The sequence below is a fragment of the Streptococcus cristatus genome (assembly GCF_008369405.1).
Classification (GTDB): Bacteria; Bacillota; Bacilli; order Lactobacillales; family Streptococcaceae; genus Streptococcus; species Streptococcus cristatus_G.
The window spans coordinates 481,497-500,513 of record NZ_VSJJ01000001.1; the positions used below are offsets into that span (position 1 = coordinate 481,497).

The following is a 19,017-nucleotide window of genomic DNA, read 5'->3' on the forward strand; positions in this document are numbered from 1 at the left end:
ACAATACGCTTCTTTTACATGATACGTTTTGTCCTCGGTAGGATTTTTATGAGTCGAGCTCCCCTACTGTCTTAGGCAGTTTTTTCAAACCATTTATAATTATAGCAAAAGAAAAAAAAGATTGCAAGCTTTTTGTGCAATCTTTTTAATTTTTTATGCATTTTTAGGAAAAGTCTTGTCAAGCAAGGCTTTACTAGCATCGTCAGCAGGCACCCAGCCATCTGTGAAAACTCGGTCTTTTATCCAAAGACGATTATAGAAAAAGGCCCAAAACAAGTTGTAGGCAGTTCCTACAGGTCTCAAGAAATCATCTGGGATAAGAAGCGTTGCAATCACAGCAAATACAAATAGTGAGCCAAGCATGATCCCAAAGTATTTCCAGTCTTTACGAAAAAGAGGAACGAAAAAGTTAAATAGCAAGGTTGTAATAGAGCACATAGGTGACAAAGTCTTAACATTGCTGCCATCTGGTGCTTGAATAGTAAGCTTATTCATCAAGATCTCCTTAAATATAAAAATATTAGTAAAGTTTAACAAAATTTTATATGTTTGTCAATTTAGGCAAATCTAGACGGGAATCAGAGCGTCACCTCTTCAAAAAAATGTAGCCCCAAGGCTACATTTTAATCTACATAATGTTCTTCTTTTTTATTGAACCAAGCATATGGCAGACCGATTAGAAGACCACCGCCAATCAAGTTTCCTACGAAGGTTACAGCCCAGTGACGCAGGATATTTCCAATACCAAAATTTGCCACCTGTGATGCAGCTGAGCTAAATTTGACGATAGCAAAAGAAGCAAAGTTAGCTGCCAAGTGTTCGTTGGTTAAGAAAACAAACATATAAATAGCTGAAATAACCAAGAAAAGCTTAGCTGTACTATCTTTCACCAAGATAAAGGAAAGAATCGCAATATTAACAAATACATTGGCGAGTATTCCCTCAAGTAAAATAAGTTCATTTGAACGGGCAAGCTTCATCTGCACAACACCAGCAATGAAACTTTCCTTGCTAAGTCCCGCATAAGCCGCCGAATTAGCAAAGAGCCACCCAGCAATCAGAGCCCCAATCAAGTTAAAGAAAGTACAATAGAACAAAATAATCAATGCTTTTTTCCAGTCAATCTTCTTCAAGAAAGTGCCAGCTGTCAAAAACATCATGTTGGAAGTCACCAGCTCAGCATTCAGAAAGACGATGTAGGCCAATCCCCAAGCAAAGATAAAAGGGAAGAGAAAACGACCCGTTCCTGGAACAATCTTATTTGTCAGGTCTGCCGCAATAGCTCCTGCTCCTGTACTGAAAGTCAGAAATGCTCCCGCAAAGATAGAGCGAACAGCATACTTCCCCTTGCTTGTGTCAAACAAGCCTTCTTTCTTGCGACAAGCTGCTTCTATTTTTGGAATAAATGTCGATTCGACCATAATAATTCTCCTCTAAGTTAAACTATGTACAGTATATCACAAACTTTTATTTTTCGAAAGCGTTTTCTGTAAGTTTTTTTCTAAATTTGAACTTGTAATGCTATATTTCAAGTTCTTAATTCGCCTGCTAGCCGCCTTATATCTTCTGGCCGAGTTCGACAGCAACCGCCAAAAAGCTGAACGCCCTGCTTCTTCCAAAGCTGACTGTAATCAGTTAAACAGAGCTGCTGCTCAGGATTGTCCTGCCAAGTATTCGTCGCCCCATTATAGACCTCTCCAGAATTTGGATAGGCTAGTAAGGGCTTATCGCACACCTGTTTCAACTTTTCTAATAAAGGAGCAATCAAATGTGGAGCTGTGCAGTTAAAACCGACAGCCAATACTTGTGGACTCGACTGAACCAAGCGCCCAACTTCTTCTATCAATGTTCCGTCCGAAATCGCCGATGCCGTCTGAGCTGTAAAAGATAAATAGGCCTCCGCCTGCGGAAATTCTTCTGCTAACAAGTGAACAAGCGCCTCTGTTTCTGCTCCATTTGGAATCGTTTCAATTGCCAATAAATCACAGCCCGCGTTCAGTAAGGCTTGAATGCGCGGACGATGAAAGTCTTTAAATTCCTCCTCACTCAAATGGTAAGCTCCTGTGTACTCCGAACCATCAGCCAGATATGCAGCATAAGGCCCGACCGACCCAGCTATCAAAGGATAAGAGCGCTGCTCCTGCTCATCTAGCGATAAACTCTTCCAGATATTTTTAACAGCTACCTGTGCCAAAAAGACCGTTTCTTTGAGAAGTTCATAGGCCTTTTCCGGACTCAGCCCAGCCTCGACAAAAGCTGGAATGCTAGCCTGATAACTGGAAGTGGTGATAATGTCACTGCCAGCCTGAACGTAAGCTTCATGTAAGTCTTGAAGAATCTGGGGATTTTCAAGCAGATACTTGGCTGACCAAAGCTGACCAGAAACATCATAACCTTGTCTCTCCAGCTCTGTTCCCAAAGCACCATCTAGAATTATTACTTCTTGCTTTTCAAGTAAATCTTTAAACGCTCCCATTCTTCCTCCCTAAGCTTTCCTAAAACCCTCAATACTTAACAAATTCTAGTAAAGAGAGAACCTATTGCTTATCTGAAATTAGCTTTTACTTCAATAGTAAAACGCAAAAAAGAGAGTGGGACAGAAATCGGTAATTCGTTAGAATTCGATTTCGTCGTCCCACCTCCGCACAGTTGAGTAGGGCTATAAAAGCTGATGAAATCAGCGTAGTAGAGCCCACTCAACCACTGCGTCTTGCTCGAGAATCCAAAGACAATTGAGAGGCTAGGACTTTTTGTCCCAGCCTCTTTTCTTTATCTAGTTATTTGACGCCCAAGCGTTATCTACATCCAAGACATCCTGAGTCGTGTATTGTCCACGGTAAGGATTGTAAACCATATTAGACGCTCCTGTCTGATAGCTAGGTGAGTCAAACTGAGTCAGATTATAAGCTTCAATCAGATAGTTCAATTTCGCGTAGTAGTTACTATCCGTCGCATACACACCAGTCAAGGCAGCTGTCGCGTCTTGATAAGTCGGGGCATTGCTCTTCCAAGCCCCCGCAAAATGACCTTGTCTCAAGACATAAACATAGTCCTGAAGTGATTCAGCGTAACTTGAGTAAGAGCGGAATTGATCATTGATCGCATAAGTATTACCCTGACCATCTTCTTCCAAGGTCTCCATTGTCGCTGACTGACCAGCATAAGCTCCTTTAATACCGAACAGATTATAGTGAGGATAGCCTGACAGACCAGACTGACCAGAACCACTCTCTAAAATAGCTTGTGCAATCATCACAGAAGCATACAGATCATTATCCTGAGCCAACTGGCGAGCTGGCTCACTGATTTGTGAAATGAAATATTCTGTTTGGTTCAATGGTTGCTGAACAGCATCATTTGCACTTGCTGGCTTGACTTGATTTGACAAAGCGAGACCAACGACAACAGTTGAGGCCATCACTGCCAAACCTGTCAAAAGTTTTTTTCTTTCTTTTGAAATTCTCTTTTTCACAGTCCTTCTCCTGAGTAAGATATTTATTCTACTATTGTAACATACTAAGAGCAAAATAACATTAGCAATAAATTACAAGTATATGACATTTTTTAGGTTTTAACAAATATAAGTCTCACAAGCCACGATTGTTACAAGTAAAATTTCCTCGTTTGGCGTTATCACTAAGTTATATAGCTCTAGCTAAAGATGAAAATAACCTGACTCCAATCCATACGGAATCAGGTTAGGATATTTAAACTCTGAGAGTTCAACTATCTCATTTCCCTTATCATCTGCTATCTAAATTTTGCCCAAAATCGCATCCCAAGCTTGATCAAGACCAGTTTTATCAACTGAAGAAAAGATAATAAAATCGTCAGTCTGGTCAAAATCCAACTTTTTCTTGATGGCACTTTCGTGTTTGTTCCATTTACCACGTGGAATTTTATCCGCCTTGGTAGCCACGATGATGACAGGAATTTCATAGTATTTGAGAAACTCGTACATCTGTACATCATCCGCACTAGGGTCATGACGCAGGTCTACCAGACTTACGACCGCTCGCAGATTGTCCCGAGTGGTCAGGTATTCCTCAATCATTTTGCCCCATTTAGCGCGCTCCGTTTTCGAAACCTTGGCATAGCCGTAGCCAGGAACATCCACAAAACGGAGCTTGTCATCGATATTGAAAAAGTTCAACAACTGCGTTTTACCAGGCTTACCTGAAGTCCGTGCTAGATTTTTACGATTGAGCAGAGTATTGATAAAACTAGATTTACCGACATTGGAGCGACCAGCCAAGGCGATTTCCGGGATATCATCCTGAGGGTAATGCGATTTATTGGCTGCACTTAGTAAAATCTCAGCATTATGTGTATTGATTTCCATAAGCTTCCCCTAGGCAGTTTCTAAGATTGGCTTGTCTGTGCCGTCCACTGCTTCCTTCGTGATACGAACCAGTTTGACATTTTCCTGGCTCGGCACTTCAAACATAACATCCATCATAGTTTCTTCAATAATTGAACGAAGTCCACGCGCACCTGTCTTGCGTTCGATGGCTTTTCTAGCAATGGCTTGCAGGGCTTCCTCGTCAAATTCAAGTTCAACATCATCATAAGAAAGCAAGGTTTGGTATTGCTTCACTAGCGCATTTCTAGGTTCATTCAAAATTCGAACCAAATCATCCACAGTCAGTTGCTCTAGGGCTGCAAAAACTGGCAAACGACCAATCAACTCAGGAATAATCCCAAATTTTTGAATATCGTCAGCGACAATGGCCTGCATATAAGACGCACCTTCGTCAATTGCCTTATTATTTTGACCGAAACCGATAATCTTCTCACCAAGACGTTGCTTAACAATTTCTTCGATACCATCAAAAGCACCACCAACGATAAAGAGAATGTTCTTGGTATCAACCTGAATCATTTCTTGTTGTGGATGCTTACGACCACCCTGAGGAGGCACACTAGCAACTGTTCCTTCGATAATCTTCAGCAAGGCTTGCTGAACACCCTCACCTGAAACATCCCGAGTGATAGAAACATTTTCACTTTTCTTAGCAATCTTATCGATTTCATCCACATAGATGATGCCACGTTCTGCTCGCTCGATATTAAAGTCAGCTGCCTGTAAGAGCTTGAGCAGGATATTTTCCACATCTTCACCGACATAGCCAGCCTCAGTCAAAGCTGTCGCATCCGCGATAGCAAAGGGAACATTGAGACTGCGCGCCAAGGTCTGTGCTAGGAAAGTTTTCCCAGATCCAGTTGGACCAATCATGAGGATGTTGGATTTTTGCAGCTCCACATCATCCTCTTCGCGACTGTCATGAAAATTGATCCGCTTATAGTGATTGTAAACGGCAACAGCCAAAGCTCGCTTAGCCCGATCCTGACCGATCACATAGTGGTTCAAGATATTGAGCAATTCTTGCGGTTTTGGTACTTCAGAAAGATCAGCTAGGACTTCCTCAGCTAATTCTTCTCGGATAATCTCCTGCGCCAACTCGACACATTCATTACAGATAAAGGCATTGTTGCCCGCAATAATTTTTTGGACTTCGTCCTGATTCTTTCCACAGAAAGAACAATATACCATCATCTCATTATTACGATTTGTAGGCATTGTTTACTCCCATTCTAAATTTCTAATTCAATTTTTTATTTACATTTTAAAAGAGTGTCATATAAAAAGCATGGATGGAATTAACAAGATTCGTAAAAGCATTTAACAAAAATAAAATAGCCAATCCAAAACGTTTTTTACGAAAAGTTTGAAAAGAACAAATCAGACAAATTGCACATAAAAAGGCCGTAAAAAAACCAAAAACACTTCTTTCCATTCCTATGAACCCTTTCTTTTGAGGATTTTTACGGTGAAATCATACTCATTTTTTGCATCTTTTGGTCGAAAACGACTGCTTACTTCATCAAACTGTGTCAAATCAAAGTCTGCTGGGAAATAAGTATCGCCTTCTAAGCTAGCATGGATTTCTGTCTTAATCACCTCATCCAATTCATGCTCGAATAAAGAATAGATTTGACCGCCACCGATAATATAGAGATTCTTCTCTTGCTCTTGGTACCATTTCAACACCGCTGGGAGATCATGGAACACCAAAACACGCTCATCTTCAATCTGATAATCCCTATCACGTGTCAAGATCAGAGTTTTTCTATTTGGCAGCACGCGCCGATGCATGCCATCAAAAGTCACCCGCCCCATTAGAATTGCATGTCCAGTCGTGATTTCCTTGAAATGTTTCAACTCTGCTGGTAAATGCCATGGCAAGCTTTGGTCTTTGCCAATCAGACCATTTTGATCTTGTGCCCAAATCGCCGCAATCTTTTTCATCATTTCTCCATCCTTCACATTGATATTTCTATTCTATCAAAATTTATTAAAAAAGACTTGTTTGGACTATCACTTCTATCTATTTATTTTTGTCAGCCAATTCAGATAAAAAATCGATAACCTAAAAGATTATCGACTATTCGCTTATCAGCCAAATTACTCTTTCTTCATCTTTTTGACAAAGACAAATCCTACAACAGCAGCCACAAGGCCAAACAAGGAAACGTTCAAGAGGGTTGAGTCTGCCTTTTTAGGCTCAGCAGAGGTGGCCTCTTTTTTATCCGCTAAGGGATCAATATCACATCCCTCTCTTTTGACTGACTTGCCTTCAGTTGAAGCGCCAGCATTGCTTTGCTCAGTTCCTTTATTTTTAGGACCCTTCCCATGACAAAGCAAATCAATCGTATAGGATTTCTTCCCCTGATTTGCCCCATCCGAACCTTGGTCTACAAGTTGTAGAAAATCATCTTCTTCCACTGAGGAATCTGCTATTTGCTCAAGTTGGGATTCTGCCTGCTGGACTTCATCTGCACCCACAACAGCCATAGGTGCCACAGAAATCGATAAGCCAAGCAAGAATGAACAAATGCCCAGACTAAAGAGTTTTCTACGACTTTTATGTGTCAAAATATTTGCTTCCATATCAATACCTCCGAGATAGGCAATAGCGAAACACATATATCTATTGTCATTATAGCACTTACAAATTATATTTCAATCATTTGCTCTTGAAAATTTAAAATCCCCACTGACCTTCATTCAGTAGGGAAAATATGATCAAATCGCCAAATCAAACTTGAGCTGAGGTTTGACCGGATCGTAGTCTAAAAGCTCAAAGTCCTCTGCTTTGATATCAAAGAAATTGGTTCCATCTGGCACATTTAAAACGAGTCGAGGTTGGCAGTTGCTGGGTTCCCGACGCAACAACTCCTCTGCCTGCTCGAATTGATTATCATAAATGTGCAGGTTGTTGACAAAGTAAAAGAACTTACCGACCTTCCAACCGAAATGCTTAGCAATCATCATCTGCAGAGCTACATATTGCATAGCGTTGATGTGGTGAGCCACTAGCATATCATTTGAGCGCTGGGTCAGAGTCGCATCCAGATAAATGTCTCCATCTACACGCCGAACGTCAAACATGGTCTGAAAAGCGCATGGCAGCAAGCCGTCTGTTTCTTCGAAAGCTTCATAATCCCAGAGAGAGATGATATTGCGGCGGTTCCAAGGATTGGCTTCCAGCTGTTGGAGAATTTTATGGATAATATCATGCTTTTTGACAACAGCTCCGTAGCGCTGACCAATCGTACCCGTATCGCCAACTTCCCAGTCATTCCAGTAGTGAACATTGTATTTATCATTGAGCAGGTCCAGACTATTAGACTGGTCTTGATAGATCCAGAGCACTTCCTTGATGGCGGACTTGATGGCAATAGGGCGCAGAGTCGTGATTGGGAACTCGCCCTTGCTCAAATCGTATTCTGCAAATGAACCAGTGATATACTTGGAATTGGCTACATTTCCATCCTTGTAACGTGGACGGGCATTTTCAGAAAAAACACCTTGCTCCATAATTTTTTTAATATTCTCTTTGAAAATCGTATCTGCTAACGTCATGATTTCTCCTTCGTTCAGTGAGCTTTTTCTAGTATAGCAAATTTTCTATAAAAATTCTCCTGCCAAGTTTAGCAGGAGAAAAGTTTATTTGACCCATTCATCTGGATGATTGAGCTTATTCACATCTTTTTCTGACAATCTCAAGGTAATATCTGACACAGCAGGAATATTTGAGATGGTGACATAAGGGTAGTTTTTGTAGGTCGTGAATTTGACACCACTTCCTCCCTTTCTGCCACTAATATCATAGATATAATTAACCTCTGCATCTTCAGGCAAATCAACCCAGGCATCTTCATTATCTTCCTCAGACTCTACAAGATCTAGAATATCTGCAAATTCATCTAAGGTCTTGGTATTTCTTGTCTGATAAATCTGCTGATTCTGACTATTCAATATGGTCAGAAAACCTTCTGTCTTTGATTTGCAAGCCGATAAAATCAAAAGAAAGATGGGAAGTAATACTAGAAAATAAGCAATTTTTCTCTTCATTTTAGCCCTCCTTATAGCTTTGCTAAGAGAGGAGATGGTTAGAACTACTGAAGTACCAGCGAAGCTGCTCCGATAACTCCGGCATCGTTTCCGAGAGTTGCAAGAGCTAATTTAGTTGATGTACGCACTTGTGGGAAGGTATTTTCATCATAAACCTTCTGAACACCTTGCAGAAGGAATTCTCCTGCTGCTGATACTCCACCACCGATAACAATAGTTGATGGATTAAGGATAGAACCGATATTGGCGCAAGCAATTCCCAAGTAGCGAGAGAAGTTACGGTAAACGATCAAGGCAAGGTCGTCACCTTCTTTGGCAAGGTCAAAGACAGTTTTAGCTGTTACTTCTTCTCCATCGTCAATCAAGCGTTTCAAGGTTGCATCGCCTTCGTATTCATCAGCATAGCGACGAGTCAAGTTGACAATCCCTGTTGCTGAAGCCACTGTCTCAAGACAGCCTTTTTTACCACAGGTACAAGCGATTGGTTGGTCGAAGTCAACAGTGATGTGGCCCAACTCACCTGCTGCACCAGCTACACCGTGAAGAAGTTTACCTTCTGCAACGATACCGCCACCAACACCAGTACCAAGCGTCATAAAGACCACGTCTGGTTGGTTGTCACCAGCACCCATCCAACGCTCACCAAGCGCAGCTACGTTGGCATCATTATCGATGAAGAATGGAATGCCCAAGGTTTTTTCAATTTTTTCTTTAATTGGTTGGAGGGTTTTCCAGTTTAGGTTGTAGGCACCAATAACAGTTCCTTTCTCACGGTCAACCACACCCGGCGAACCCATTCCAATTCCGATAAAGTTCTCTGCTGATAGATTTAAGAGCTCCAAGCGATGCTGGATAGACTCAATCATCTCGTCTACAATATGACTTCCCTCGTCCAAAATATTAGTTTTAATAGACCATTTTTCTTGGATTTCGCCCTCTTGCGTCAAAATAGCAAATTTGATAGAAGTTCCGCCTAAATCAATCCCAATAATTTTTTTTGACATGATATTCTCCTCTGTATTCGTTCTCCCTTTCATTATAGCAAATTTTTTCAGCATAGAAAAGGTTTGCACGGTATTTTTTGCTTTTAGTTTATGCTCATTTCAATACAAAGCAAAACCGGCACTTCTTTAGGCGCCGGGAAGTCTATTGAAGACATGAAAGCCAGCTTAGCTGCTGACTTCAAATGAACCATATTATGTAAACCACATTTATCTAAGGTTCACTTTGCCAGTGCGATAATCAAGGACAATTCCTGACTGGACATTGGGAACGAAGACATTGAATTCCAAACTTCCATCGCTGGACTTGGCTTCTAAATGCGAGCCAGATGGCACCAGATCATTTTCCGAATCATAGATCAAAGTGACACGATAGCGGACTCGCTTATTCTGGTCCAAAGCACGACGAACCTGAGTTTCATAGTAATTCTGTCCCGTCGAGTTGTCTTTATTGGCCTGATTGGCCCAGGCTGTCTGGACTGCGATATTAGCTGGATTGCTAGTGGAAGCATCGAAGCCCTTTAAGCCACCGATTAGAGAGTAAGCCAAGAGATGCCCGCGATCCACTGCATGGTTGTATTCACCTGATAGATGTTTGACTTGGTGCCAACCGGCAGGAACCCAAGAAGTGGAACCATTTCCCGTTTCTTCTCGTGATTTATACTGACGGGTCGATTTGGCAAGCAAGGCATTGGCGACTGTTGGAACCGTCTGTCCCTGAACCATCTTCGTTTTATTATCTGCATAAGGGACACTCGAAACTTTGGCGTCTAAGTTTGTTTGATTCCCATTGATAATGAATGATCCAGCCCTATTCCACTCGATTTTTCCACCAAGTTGCGAACGCACTGAGTCTGTGAGAACACTCTCAGCCAATGCCTGATCTGGTGTACTGGTATCCTTATTTTGGCTGACAACTGCAGGTGTGTTTACTGCTGGTGACTGATTGCCATTTCCAAAAAAGTAGGCTCCCAGTGATAAAGTCAGAGCAACTAGAAGCCCAGCTACAGTCTGAGTAGATTTAGTGCTCTTTTTTTGTAATTTCTTTCTTTTTGGCATATTTTCCTATCCATTTAAAAGGACTGTGCAAAGATTCTGCACAGTCGGTAAATTAACGAACACTCTCGGCAGATCATTGACCAGTAAACTTAGAAATAAGTTCTTTCCAGGTATTTGGTGATAAGATAGACCAAGGATTATCTGCATTTCCAATCACACCATATCCGATGACCAGACCAAGACAAAAAATGATAAAAGCGACTATCAGCACCAAGGCAACGATGCCTAGCTGTCTAGATAAGTATTTCCAATTTTCACTCATCATCTTCTTCCTTTACGCGTTTGACGTTGGCACCAAGAGCTGCCAGCTTTTCATGAAATTTATAGTAGCCACGATCCAAATGAACTAACTTGCTGACTTTTGTTTTCCCTTCAGCAATCAAGCCCATCAAAATCAAGGTCGCACTAGCTCGGAGATCTGTCGACATGACTTCTGCTCCCTGCAAGCTGCCACCACCCCAAATCCGAGCGGTATCGCGCATAATGTCGGAGTGAAGTCCCATCCGTCGCATCTCTTCTAAGTGCTGGAAGCGATTTTCAAAGACTGTCTCAACCATTACAGACTCTCCTTGGGCTATCGCCATCAAGGCAGTAAACTGAGCCTGCATATCGGTTGGGAAACCTGGATAGGGCAATGTCTTGACAGAAACAGCTTTTAACTTTGAAACATCTGAGCGGACGCGAATTCCTTCGTCTTCTTCGGTCACTTCCACACCCATTTCTTGCATTTTTGACAGAAGCGGACGGTTGTGCTCCCAAATCGCATCTTCAATCAGCAAGTCACCGCCTGTCATGGCAGCAGCAACCATAAAGGTTCCAGCTTCGATACGATCTTGCACGACATTGTGCTCAGCTCCATGAAGTTTTTCAACACCAATGATTATTATATTCTCCGTTCCTGCCCCTCTGACTTTAGCGCCCATTTTATTTAACAGTAAGGCCAAGTCGACAATTTCAGGTTCTCGAGCAGCATTTTCGATAACAGTGGTACCTTGAGCCAAAGTTGCCGCCATCATAATATTCTGTGTCGCACCAACACTTGGGAAGTCCATGTAAATATGCGCCCCCATCAAGCGGTCTGCCTTAGCTTCAATGTATCCTGCAGTCTGCGTAATCTGAGCACCCATTGCCTCCAAGCCCTTCAAATGAAGATCGATAGGTCGGCTACCAATCGTACAACCGCCCGGCATGGACACTTTAGCATGCCCATTACGAGCAAGAATGGGACCCAATACAACAATCGAAGCCCGCATCTTGCTGACATACTTATAAGGAGCCTCTTCAGTCAATGGTTTAGTCGCATCTACAACTACAGTATTTTCATCTTTGTCAAAGTCTACCTGCGTATTCAAGCCGCGAACAACATTGTTCATGGTAAAAACATCCGAAAGGACTGGCACATTTTTAAGAGTTGTTTTTCCCTCACTGGCCAATACCGTTGCTGCCAACAACGGCAACACCGCATTTTTAGCTCCTTCAATCTTAACTCTGCCAACCAGACGGTTATTTCCACCCTGAATAATAATTTTTTCCATACTAACTAGTTACTCCAAATCTTAAAAATTCATCCTTACTATCATATCATAAAATAAAGATTCTGACCTTATAAAGTTCCATTAAAAATTGCCCGACTCATGTCATAAATACCGATAAAAAATAGGCTAGCCATGTAGCCCAAGGCAATACTCAACAATAATATCAAAAAACGAATTTTGAGAGCATTATCAGCATTTACTTTTAGAAATCTTTCCCAACTTACTACAGTAGACAGAAGATGAAAAGCAAAGAAAATAAAGAGCAGGTGACTGCATAGTCGAAATGTTAATTCTATCATAGTTTTTATTATACCATAAGAGCAGTAATTCCTAGCGGAAAGAAACGTAAGCCAACAAAAAAAGAATGGCATTTCCATTCTTTTTTTGCTTATTACATTCTTGTTCCAACGTTAATCCGGTTGATGGCACGCTGAAGGGCGATTTTAGCACGGCGCTCTTGGTCAATCAGATGCTTGTCTTGAGCTTCTTCGATCTCTTTCTCAGCACGCAGTTTGGCCCGCTCAGCACGGCTAATATCAATATCACGCGCACGTTCTGCTGAGTCTGCGATAATGGTAATCACATTGTCAGCTATCTCTACAATACCACCGTTGACCGCAATCCAATCAATATGCTTATCATCATCGACCCGGCGCACCTTGACCTGATCCACTTCCAAAACAGCGATTGTATTGATATGACGAGGCAAAATCCCCATTTCTCCGTCAATCGTTTTTACGGAAACAAATGCAGCACGGTGGTCATAGACAAGACCATCCGGTGTAACGATTTGTACTGTCATTTGAGCCATCATTCACCTCTTAGAATCCCATTTTTTCAGCTTTAGCAATGACATCCTCAATTGAACCGACACCGCGGAAGGCATCTTCTGGTAACTTATCATACTTTCCTTCGAGGATTTCTTTAAAGCCACGAACCGTCTCAGCTACAGGCACATAAGATCCCGGCTGACCAGTAAATTGCTCCGCAACGTTGAAGTTTTGAGAAAGGAAGAATTGAATCCGACGCGCACGCGCAACCAAGGTCTTTTCTTCATCTGACAATTCGTCCATACCTAGGATGGCAATGATATCCTGCAATTCATGATAACGTTGCAATACGCGTTTAACTTCAGCAGCCACCGCATAGTGCTCTTCACCAACAATCTCAGGAGAAAGAGCCCGAGAGCTTGAAGCGAGAGGATCCACGGCTGGATAAATCCCCAATTGAACCAATTTACGTTCCAAGTTGGTTGTAGAATCCAAGTGGGCGAAAGCTGTCGCTGGCGCTGGGTCAGTGTAGTCATCGGCTGGCACGTAGATAGCCTGGATAGAGGTTACAGACCCCTTCTTGGTTGAGGTAATCCGTTCCTGCAATTGACCCATTTCTGTAGCAAGTGTTGGTTGGTAACCAACGGCTGACGGCATCCGTCCCAAAAGGGCAGAAACTTCAGAACCTGCCTGCGTGAAACGGAAGATGTTGTCAATGAAGAGCAAGACATCTTGACCTTCCACATCACGGAAATATTCTGCAATCGTCAAACCAGTCAAAGCAACCCGCATACGCGCTCCTGGTGGCTCATTCATCTGACCGAAGACCATGGCTGTTTTCTCGATAACGCCAGACTCCTTCATTTCCCAGTAGAGGTCATTCCCTTCACGAGTACGTTCCCCAACACCGGTAAATACGGAAATACCACCATGCTCTTGGGCAATGTTGTGAATCAATTCCTGAATCAGGACGGTCTTACCAACTCCGGCACCACCGAAGAGTCCGACTTTACCACCTTTCAGATAAGGTGCTAAAAGGTCGATAACCTTGATACCTGTTTCTAAGATTTCTGATGAAGTAGACAACTCATCAAAGGTTGGAGCTTTTTTATGGATTGGTTGACGCTCTGCATCATCCGCAAAAGGAGCATCCAAGTCAATGGTATCTCCCAAAACGTTAAAGACGCGACCAAGTGTTTCTTTGCCGACTGGTACAGAAATTGGACGGCCAGTATCTAGCACTTCCATGCCACGAGTCAACCCATCCGTTGATTCCATAGCGATGGTCCGAACCACTCCATCACCAAGCTCAAGAGCTACTTCAAGGACGATTTTTGATTTTTTTTCGTCATTTTTATAGACTACAAGTGCATTATTGATCTCAGGTAGCTTGTCGCCAGCTGCAAACGCTACGTCTACAACTGGTCCGATAACCTGAGTAATTTTGCCTGAGCTCATTCTTTTCTCCTCTTTATACTATTTATTTTCTGTGACACTATTCCAGTGCACTTGCACCCGCCACAATTTCAGTAATTTCCTGCGTGATAGCTGCTTGTCTAGCACGGTTATACTGAATGGTCAAATCATTGATAACTTTTTTAGCGTTATCCGTTGCTGTCTGCATGGCTGTCATACCAGCAGCATTTTCAGCAGTTTTTGCGTCAATAATGGCTCCGTAAATCATACTTTCAGCAAACTGAGGCAAGAGCTGATCCAAAATCGCATTTCGACTGGATTCTAGTTCTAGATTGAGGATATAATTCTCATCCGCTTCACTAGGATCCAAGTCAACGATTGGCAACATCTGCTCTACCCGCATCTGACTGGTCAGACTGTTGACATGGTGGTTATAACACACATAAAGTTCATCAAAAAGCTCATTCTGATACATTTCAATAGTCTTGGAAATGATTTTCCGAACTTCATCAAAACTCGGATGATTGGCTAAGCCGCGCAATTCATAAATCGGCTGAATGCCTCGTGCGCGGAAGAAATCCGCTCCCATTCCTCCGATCGAAATAATGACATAATCATCCTTTTCGTGGTATTCAGAAATCAATTCCATCATTGATTTGAGGATGGTTGCGTTGTAGCCACCGACCAAACCACGATCAGATGTAATGACGATATAAGCCGTTTTCTGAACCGGTCTGCTCTTGAGCAAGGGATGATGACTAACATTTTCTGCCTCATGACCATGCAAAAGGTCGGTCAAGAGTTTCCGAACCTTAGAAGCATAGACTTGAAAGTTCTTTGCTGCTTCTTCGGATTTTCCCAACTTAGATGCAGAAACCATCTGCATCGCGTTTGTGATTTGACTGGTGTTTTTTGTGGATGCAATTTTATTTTTGATATCATTTAATGAAACTGCCATCTGACACCTCTATTCTTATTTGAAGTTAGACTGATTGATAAATTCAGTAATAGCGGCGTCCAGCACTTCTTCACTCGGCAAATCTTTTGTCTGGCGAATGGTTTCATAAATGTCTTCATGATGAGCGTCAAAGTAAGCAAAAATCTCTGCTTCAAACCGAAGAATCTCATCTACTGGTACTGCATCAAGGAAGCCGTGAGTCAGTGCATACAGGATCACAACTTGCTTTTCAACTGGCAGTGGCTCATGAACTGGCTGTTTCAATACTTCTACTGTACGGCGTCCACGGTTCAACTTAGCCTGGGTTGCTGCATCGAGGTCACTACCAAATTTGGTAAAGGCTTCCAGCTCACGATATGAAGCAAGGTCAATACGCAGAGTTCCTGCAACCTTCTTCATGGCCTTGATTTGTGCAGATCCACCTACCCGAGATACAGAAGAACCAGCGTCAATAGCTGGACGAATCCCTGCATTAAAGAGACCATCTCCAAGGAAGATTTGTCCATCCGTAATTGAAATTACGTTGGTTGCAATATAAGCTGAGATATCTCCTGCCTGCGTTTCGATGAATGGCAATGCGGTGATTGATCCACCACCAAGCTCATCAGAAACTTTAGCTGAACGTTCAAGCAGACGGCTGTGAAGGTAGAAGACATCCCCTGGGAAGGCTTCACGACCCGGCGGACGGCGAAGCAAGAGAGAAAGTTCACGATAGGCTACCGCTTGTTTTGACAAGTCATCATAAACAATGAGGACGTGCTTGCCATTGTACATAAATTCTTCAGCCATTGCTACACCGGCATAAGGAGCCAAGAAAAGCAATGGAGAAGGCTGAGAAGCTGACGCTGTTACCACGATAGTATAATCCAAGGCTCCATACTGACGGAGAGTTTCCACTTGTGTACGGACAGTAGATTCCTTTTGACCAATGGCAACGTAGATACAGATCATATCCTGCCCTTTTTGGTTGAGGATAGCATCGATGGCAATACTAGTTTTACCAGTCTGACGGTCACCGATAATCAATTCCCGCTGACCACGACCAATTGGTACAAGGGCATCAATAGCTTTCAAACCTGTTTGCAATGGTTCTGATACAGACTTCCGTTGCATAACTCCTGGAGCCGGTGCTTCTACAGGGCGTGTTTTAGTTGTAGCAAGCTCACCCAAGCCGTCAACAGGACGACCAAGTGGATCTACGACACGACCAATCAAAGCATCTCCGACAGGAACTTCCATGATTTTACCCGTGCGGCGAATCGTATCGCCCTCACGAATATCTGTAAAATCACCCAAGATAATGATTCCGACATCGGTTGACTCCAAATTTTGAGCCATACCATAAGAACCATTTTCAAAAATCAAGAGCTCGCCACTCATGGCATTATCAAGACCGTGGGCACGAGCGATTCCATCACCAATATAAGTGACGACCCCAGTTTCTGTGACGTCAAAATTTGGCTGGAAATTTTCAATTTGTTGCTTAATTAAAGCGCTGATTTCTTGTGCGTTAATCGCCAAAATTCACACCACTTTCTATTTCAAATTTTCTTTTACGAGTTGTAATTGACGTTTTATACTTGCATCAATTGTTTTATTATTGGCTGAAATGACGAAGCCACCAATCAGGCTAGCATCTAATTCCTGCTTGAGCGAGCGAACCTTGAGGCCCATTTTTTGCTCAATCATTGGTTTCAATCTTTCTTTTTGACTGTCTGTCAATGCTTGAACAGATTTAACCGTCACTTCAAATTCATTGCTTTGTTTCTCAATCTGATGCTGAATTTCTACCAACATATCGTAGAACAAATCTGCTCGATGATTGAGAATAACGACTTCGATAAAGTTATCAATCAGCTGTGAATCTGAGTTTTGAAAAAGTCGAAGAGCCTTCTCCTTTTCTCCATCATCAACGCCAATATGTGATAAAAAGTCAGCAAGATTTGTTTCCTCAAACACGGCCCTAATTTGGCTTAGTTTTTCAAAAACATCTTGTTGCTGACCTTTTTCAAATACTAATTGAACAAAAGGCAAGGTATATTTTTCAATTACCGCATAGTGCTTTTTGTCCATTAAGCATCTCCTAATTTATCAATATAACGATCAATGAGCTCACTGTGTGCTTTTGTATCAAGCTGCTGGCTCAAGATCTTACTTGCAAGACTTACTGTTAGGTCAGCCACATCGTCTTTAATGCTATTCAAGGCTTCTGCCTTGCTTTGAGCAATTTCCTGATTGGCTTTTGCTTTCAAACGTCCAGCTTCTTCAGCTGCATCCGCTAAAATTCCAGCCTTATTTTTTTCAGCTGTTTCCTTAGCATGTTCGATAATCGTCGTTGCTTCCTGACGACTTCCTGCTAATTCATTCTCACGTTTTTGCGCAAGTTCCTCAGCCTTTTTGCGGGCTGACTCAGCCCCGTCAATATCATCCGTAATCTTTTTAGAACGTTCTTCTAAGATACTGGTAATATTGCCCCAGGCAAACTTCTTTACTAAAAAAATTAATAAAAGGAAGGAACCAGCGATGAGAATAAAGTCACCAATAATGGCACCGATAGTTACGTGCATTCCTTTTCTTCCTTTCTACTTACTATTCTTCACCGTTTATTTTCTTACCGATATACATCGAAGACAGCATGGTAAAGACATAGGCCTGGATACATGAAATAAATATCGAGAAGGCTGTCCATAACATACTACCTAGGAAAGCAGCTGGATACCAATAAAATGCTTGTTGTGACAAGGTAAGCAACAAGCCAGCCAAAACTTCCCCTGCAAAGATATTTCCGAAAATCCGCAGAGCTAAGGAGGCAAAATTGGTAAATTCTTCCAAGATATTCATTGGAGTCATAAATCCAGGTGTTGCAAAAGCTTTTAAGTAATCTTTAAAACCACGACGACGGATTCCTTCCACATGACTAATCAATGTAATGATAAAGGACAAGGCTAGGTCATAGCCCAAATTTGCCGTCGGTGAGGTCCAGAGATTGTAGCCATTGGTGGTTTGAATTTTAGCCATCAAACCGATATTATTGGCAACTGCAATAAAAAGAAACAAGGCAAACATAAACAAAGAATAATCTTTGATGTAGTGTTCCCCAATATTTTCTTTAGTAAAGCCAATGACAAAATCATAGACGTACTCAAGTAAATTTTGCTTTCCTTTTGGTCGGATGGACATTTTTCTACTTCCCCAGTAGATAAAGCCAAAGACCATCAAAACGGTCACAAGTGACATAGCAAGTAGGGTCAAATCAAAGGATATTGGGCCTAGCTGAATAGTCGGATTAAGACTCTCTTCCAAGGTTTGACACCCCCTTTTCTAAAATAGAAAAAACTATTTGATAATGAAAGACATAACCAAAGTAACGAAGAAAGTACCTTCAACAAAAGCGACACCCATGATGAGCAAGCTTCTTAATTGATCAACCATTTCTGGCTGACGTGAAGCTGCTTTAAACAGATTGCTCATAATCAAACCTTCAGCTAATGAGACGCCAAAACAGGCAATACAAAGTCCTAAAAATGTTAAATTCATGATGAATTCTCCTTTTATATTTTTTAAATGTACCCCATTAGTTTACTCCTAATAAAGTTAATAGTCAATTATTTTGTGATATTGTAAGCGTTTTTCGCACTTTTCTTTTAAATTTAAAACAAAACTTGAATAAAAGTGCTTTTCAAACATTTATCCTATAAAAATCCAAGCAAAAATGAGAGTGGGACAGAAATCAGTAATTCATTAGAATTCGATTTCGTCGTCCCACCTCCGCACAGTTGAGTAGGGCTGTAAAAGCTGATGAAATCAGCCTAGTAGAGCCCACTCAACCACTGCGTCTTGCGCGACAATCCAAAGAAAA

Annotated in this window: 23 protein-coding genes and 1 other annotated feature (1 of these 24 cut by a window edge); all 23 genes read right to left on the minus strand. The window is 41.9% G+C overall.

What is annotated here, in order from left to right; translation table 11 throughout:
- Nucleotides 1-94 (minus strand) — a sequence feature (ribosomal protein L10 leader region); it reaches 41 nt to the left of the window's first position.
- A gap of 59 nt (nt 95-153) precedes the next feature.
- Complete coding sequence (locus tag FXF62_RS02600) at nt 154-495, minus strand: hypothetical protein (protein ID WP_048791744.1); 342 nt, start codon at nt 493-495, stop codon at nt 154-156.
- 128 nt (nt 496-623) lie between these two features.
- On the minus strand, nt 624-1,421 hold the full coding sequence (locus FXF62_RS02605; RefSeq protein ID WP_149517519.1) for a formate/nitrite transporter family protein: 798 nt from the start codon (nt 1,419-1,421) through the stop codon (nt 624-626).
- 107 nt (nt 1,422-1,528) lie between these two features.
- Nucleotides 1,529-2,476 (minus strand): homocysteine S-methyltransferase, encoded by a 948-nt coding sequence (gene mmuM / locus FXF62_RS02610; protein WP_149517520.1) that lies wholly within the window; start codon nt 2,474-2,476, stop codon nt 1,529-1,531.
- A gap of 297 nt (nt 2,477-2,773) precedes the next feature.
- Complete coding sequence (locus tag FXF62_RS02615) at nt 2,774-3,472, minus strand: glucosaminidase domain-containing protein (protein ID WP_149517521.1); 699 nt, start codon at nt 3,470-3,472, stop codon at nt 2,774-2,776.
- A 282-nt stretch (nt 3,473-3,754) separates the two neighbouring features.
- A complete protein-coding gene (gene yihA / locus FXF62_RS02620; protein ID WP_149517522.1) occupies nt 3,755-4,342 on the minus strand; it encodes a ribosome biogenesis GTP-binding protein YihA/YsxC in 588 nt (195 codons plus the stop codon).
- A 9-nt stretch (nt 4,343-4,351) separates the two neighbouring features.
- Nucleotides 4,352-5,581, minus strand: coding sequence for an ATP-dependent Clp protease ATP-binding subunit ClpX (gene clpX, locus FXF62_RS02625; protein ID WP_015604700.1), 1,230 nt, complete (start codon nt 5,579-5,581; stop codon nt 4,352-4,354).
- A gap of 219 nt (nt 5,582-5,800) precedes the next feature.
- Nucleotides 5,801-6,313, minus strand: coding sequence for a dihydrofolate reductase (locus FXF62_RS02635; protein WP_149517523.1), 513 nt, complete (start codon nt 6,311-6,313; stop codon nt 5,801-5,803).
- A gap of 153 nt (nt 6,314-6,466) precedes the next feature.
- Nucleotides 6,467-6,952, minus strand: a complete 486-nt coding sequence (locus tag FXF62_RS02640) for a hypothetical protein (RefSeq protein ID WP_149517524.1) — start codon at nt 6,950-6,952, stop codon at nt 6,467-6,469.
- A 135-nt stretch (nt 6,953-7,087) separates the two neighbouring features.
- A complete protein-coding gene (locus tag FXF62_RS02645) occupies nt 7,088-7,927 on the minus strand; it encodes a thymidylate synthase (RefSeq protein WP_149517525.1) in 840 nt (279 codons plus the stop codon).
- 84 nt (nt 7,928-8,011) lie between these two features.
- Nucleotides 8,012-8,419, minus strand: a complete 408-nt coding sequence (locus FXF62_RS02650) for a hypothetical protein (protein WP_149517526.1) — start codon at nt 8,417-8,419, stop codon at nt 8,012-8,014.
- Nucleotides 8,420-8,463: 44 nt separating this feature from the next.
- Nucleotides 8,464-9,423, minus strand: coding sequence for an ROK family glucokinase (locus tag FXF62_RS02655; RefSeq protein WP_149517527.1), 960 nt, complete (start codon nt 9,421-9,423; stop codon nt 8,464-8,466).
- Nucleotides 9,424-9,630: 207 nt separating this feature from the next.
- Nucleotides 9,631-10,479 carry a DNA/RNA non-specific endonuclease gene (locus tag FXF62_RS02660; RefSeq protein ID WP_149517528.1) on the minus strand — a complete coding sequence of 283 codons (849 nt, stop codon included), beginning with the start codon at nt 10,477-10,479 and terminating at the stop codon, nt 9,631-9,633.
- Nucleotides 10,480-10,552: 73 nt separating this feature from the next.
- Nucleotides 10,553-10,741, minus strand: coding sequence for a DNA-directed RNA polymerase subunit beta (locus FXF62_RS02665; protein WP_148876414.1), 189 nt, complete (start codon nt 10,739-10,741; stop codon nt 10,553-10,555).
- A complete protein-coding gene (gene murA / locus FXF62_RS02670; protein ID WP_149517529.1) occupies nt 10,734-12,014 on the minus strand; it encodes a UDP-N-acetylglucosamine 1-carboxyvinyltransferase in 1,281 nt (426 codons plus the stop codon). The genes FXF62_RS02665 and murA overlap by 8 nt, the downstream gene beginning before the upstream one ends.
- 68 nt (nt 12,015-12,082) lie before the next feature.
- Nucleotides 12,083-12,313 (minus strand): DUF1146 family protein, encoded by a 231-nt coding sequence (locus FXF62_RS02675; protein WP_037616426.1) that lies wholly within the window; start codon nt 12,311-12,313, stop codon nt 12,083-12,085.
- 92 nt (nt 12,314-12,405) lie between these two features.
- A complete protein-coding gene (locus tag FXF62_RS02680; RefSeq protein WP_148881415.1) occupies nt 12,406-12,828 on the minus strand; it encodes a F0F1 ATP synthase subunit epsilon in 423 nt (140 codons plus the stop codon).
- Nucleotides 12,829-12,835: 7 nt separating this feature from the next.
- Nucleotides 12,836-14,242, minus strand: a complete 1,407-nt coding sequence (gene atpD / locus FXF62_RS02685) for a F0F1 ATP synthase subunit beta (protein ID WP_005589740.1) — start codon at nt 14,240-14,242, stop codon at nt 12,836-12,838.
- Between the two features lie 37 nt (nt 14,243-14,279).
- Nucleotides 14,280-15,158 (minus strand): F0F1 ATP synthase subunit gamma, encoded by an 879-nt coding sequence (locus FXF62_RS02690; RefSeq protein ID WP_125372930.1) that lies wholly within the window; start codon nt 15,156-15,158, stop codon nt 14,280-14,282.
- A gap of 15 nt (nt 15,159-15,173) precedes the next feature.
- Nucleotides 15,174-16,679 carry a F0F1 ATP synthase subunit alpha gene (gene atpA / locus FXF62_RS02695; protein ID WP_045496794.1) on the minus strand — a complete coding sequence of 502 codons (1,506 nt, stop codon included), beginning with the start codon at nt 16,677-16,679 and terminating at the stop codon, nt 15,174-15,176.
- Between the two features lie 15 nt (nt 16,680-16,694).
- A complete protein-coding gene (locus tag FXF62_RS02700; RefSeq protein WP_125372929.1) occupies nt 16,695-17,231 on the minus strand; it encodes a F0F1 ATP synthase subunit delta in 537 nt (178 codons plus the stop codon).
- Entirely contained in the window at nt 17,231-17,725 is a 495-nt protein-coding gene (atpF, locus tag FXF62_RS02705; protein WP_005589735.1) for a F0F1 ATP synthase subunit B, read from the minus strand. Before atpF ends, FXF62_RS02700 begins: the two co-directional genes overlap by 1 nt.
- A gap of 22 nt (nt 17,726-17,747) precedes the next feature.
- A complete protein-coding gene (atpB, locus tag FXF62_RS02710; protein WP_045496788.1) occupies nt 17,748-18,461 on the minus strand; it encodes a F0F1 ATP synthase subunit A in 714 nt (237 codons plus the stop codon).
- 33 nt (nt 18,462-18,494) lie between these two features.
- A complete protein-coding gene (locus FXF62_RS02715; protein WP_005589732.1) occupies nt 18,495-18,695 on the minus strand; it encodes a F0F1 ATP synthase subunit C in 201 nt (66 codons plus the stop codon).
- Between the last annotated feature and the right edge of the window lie 322 nt (nt 18,696-19,017).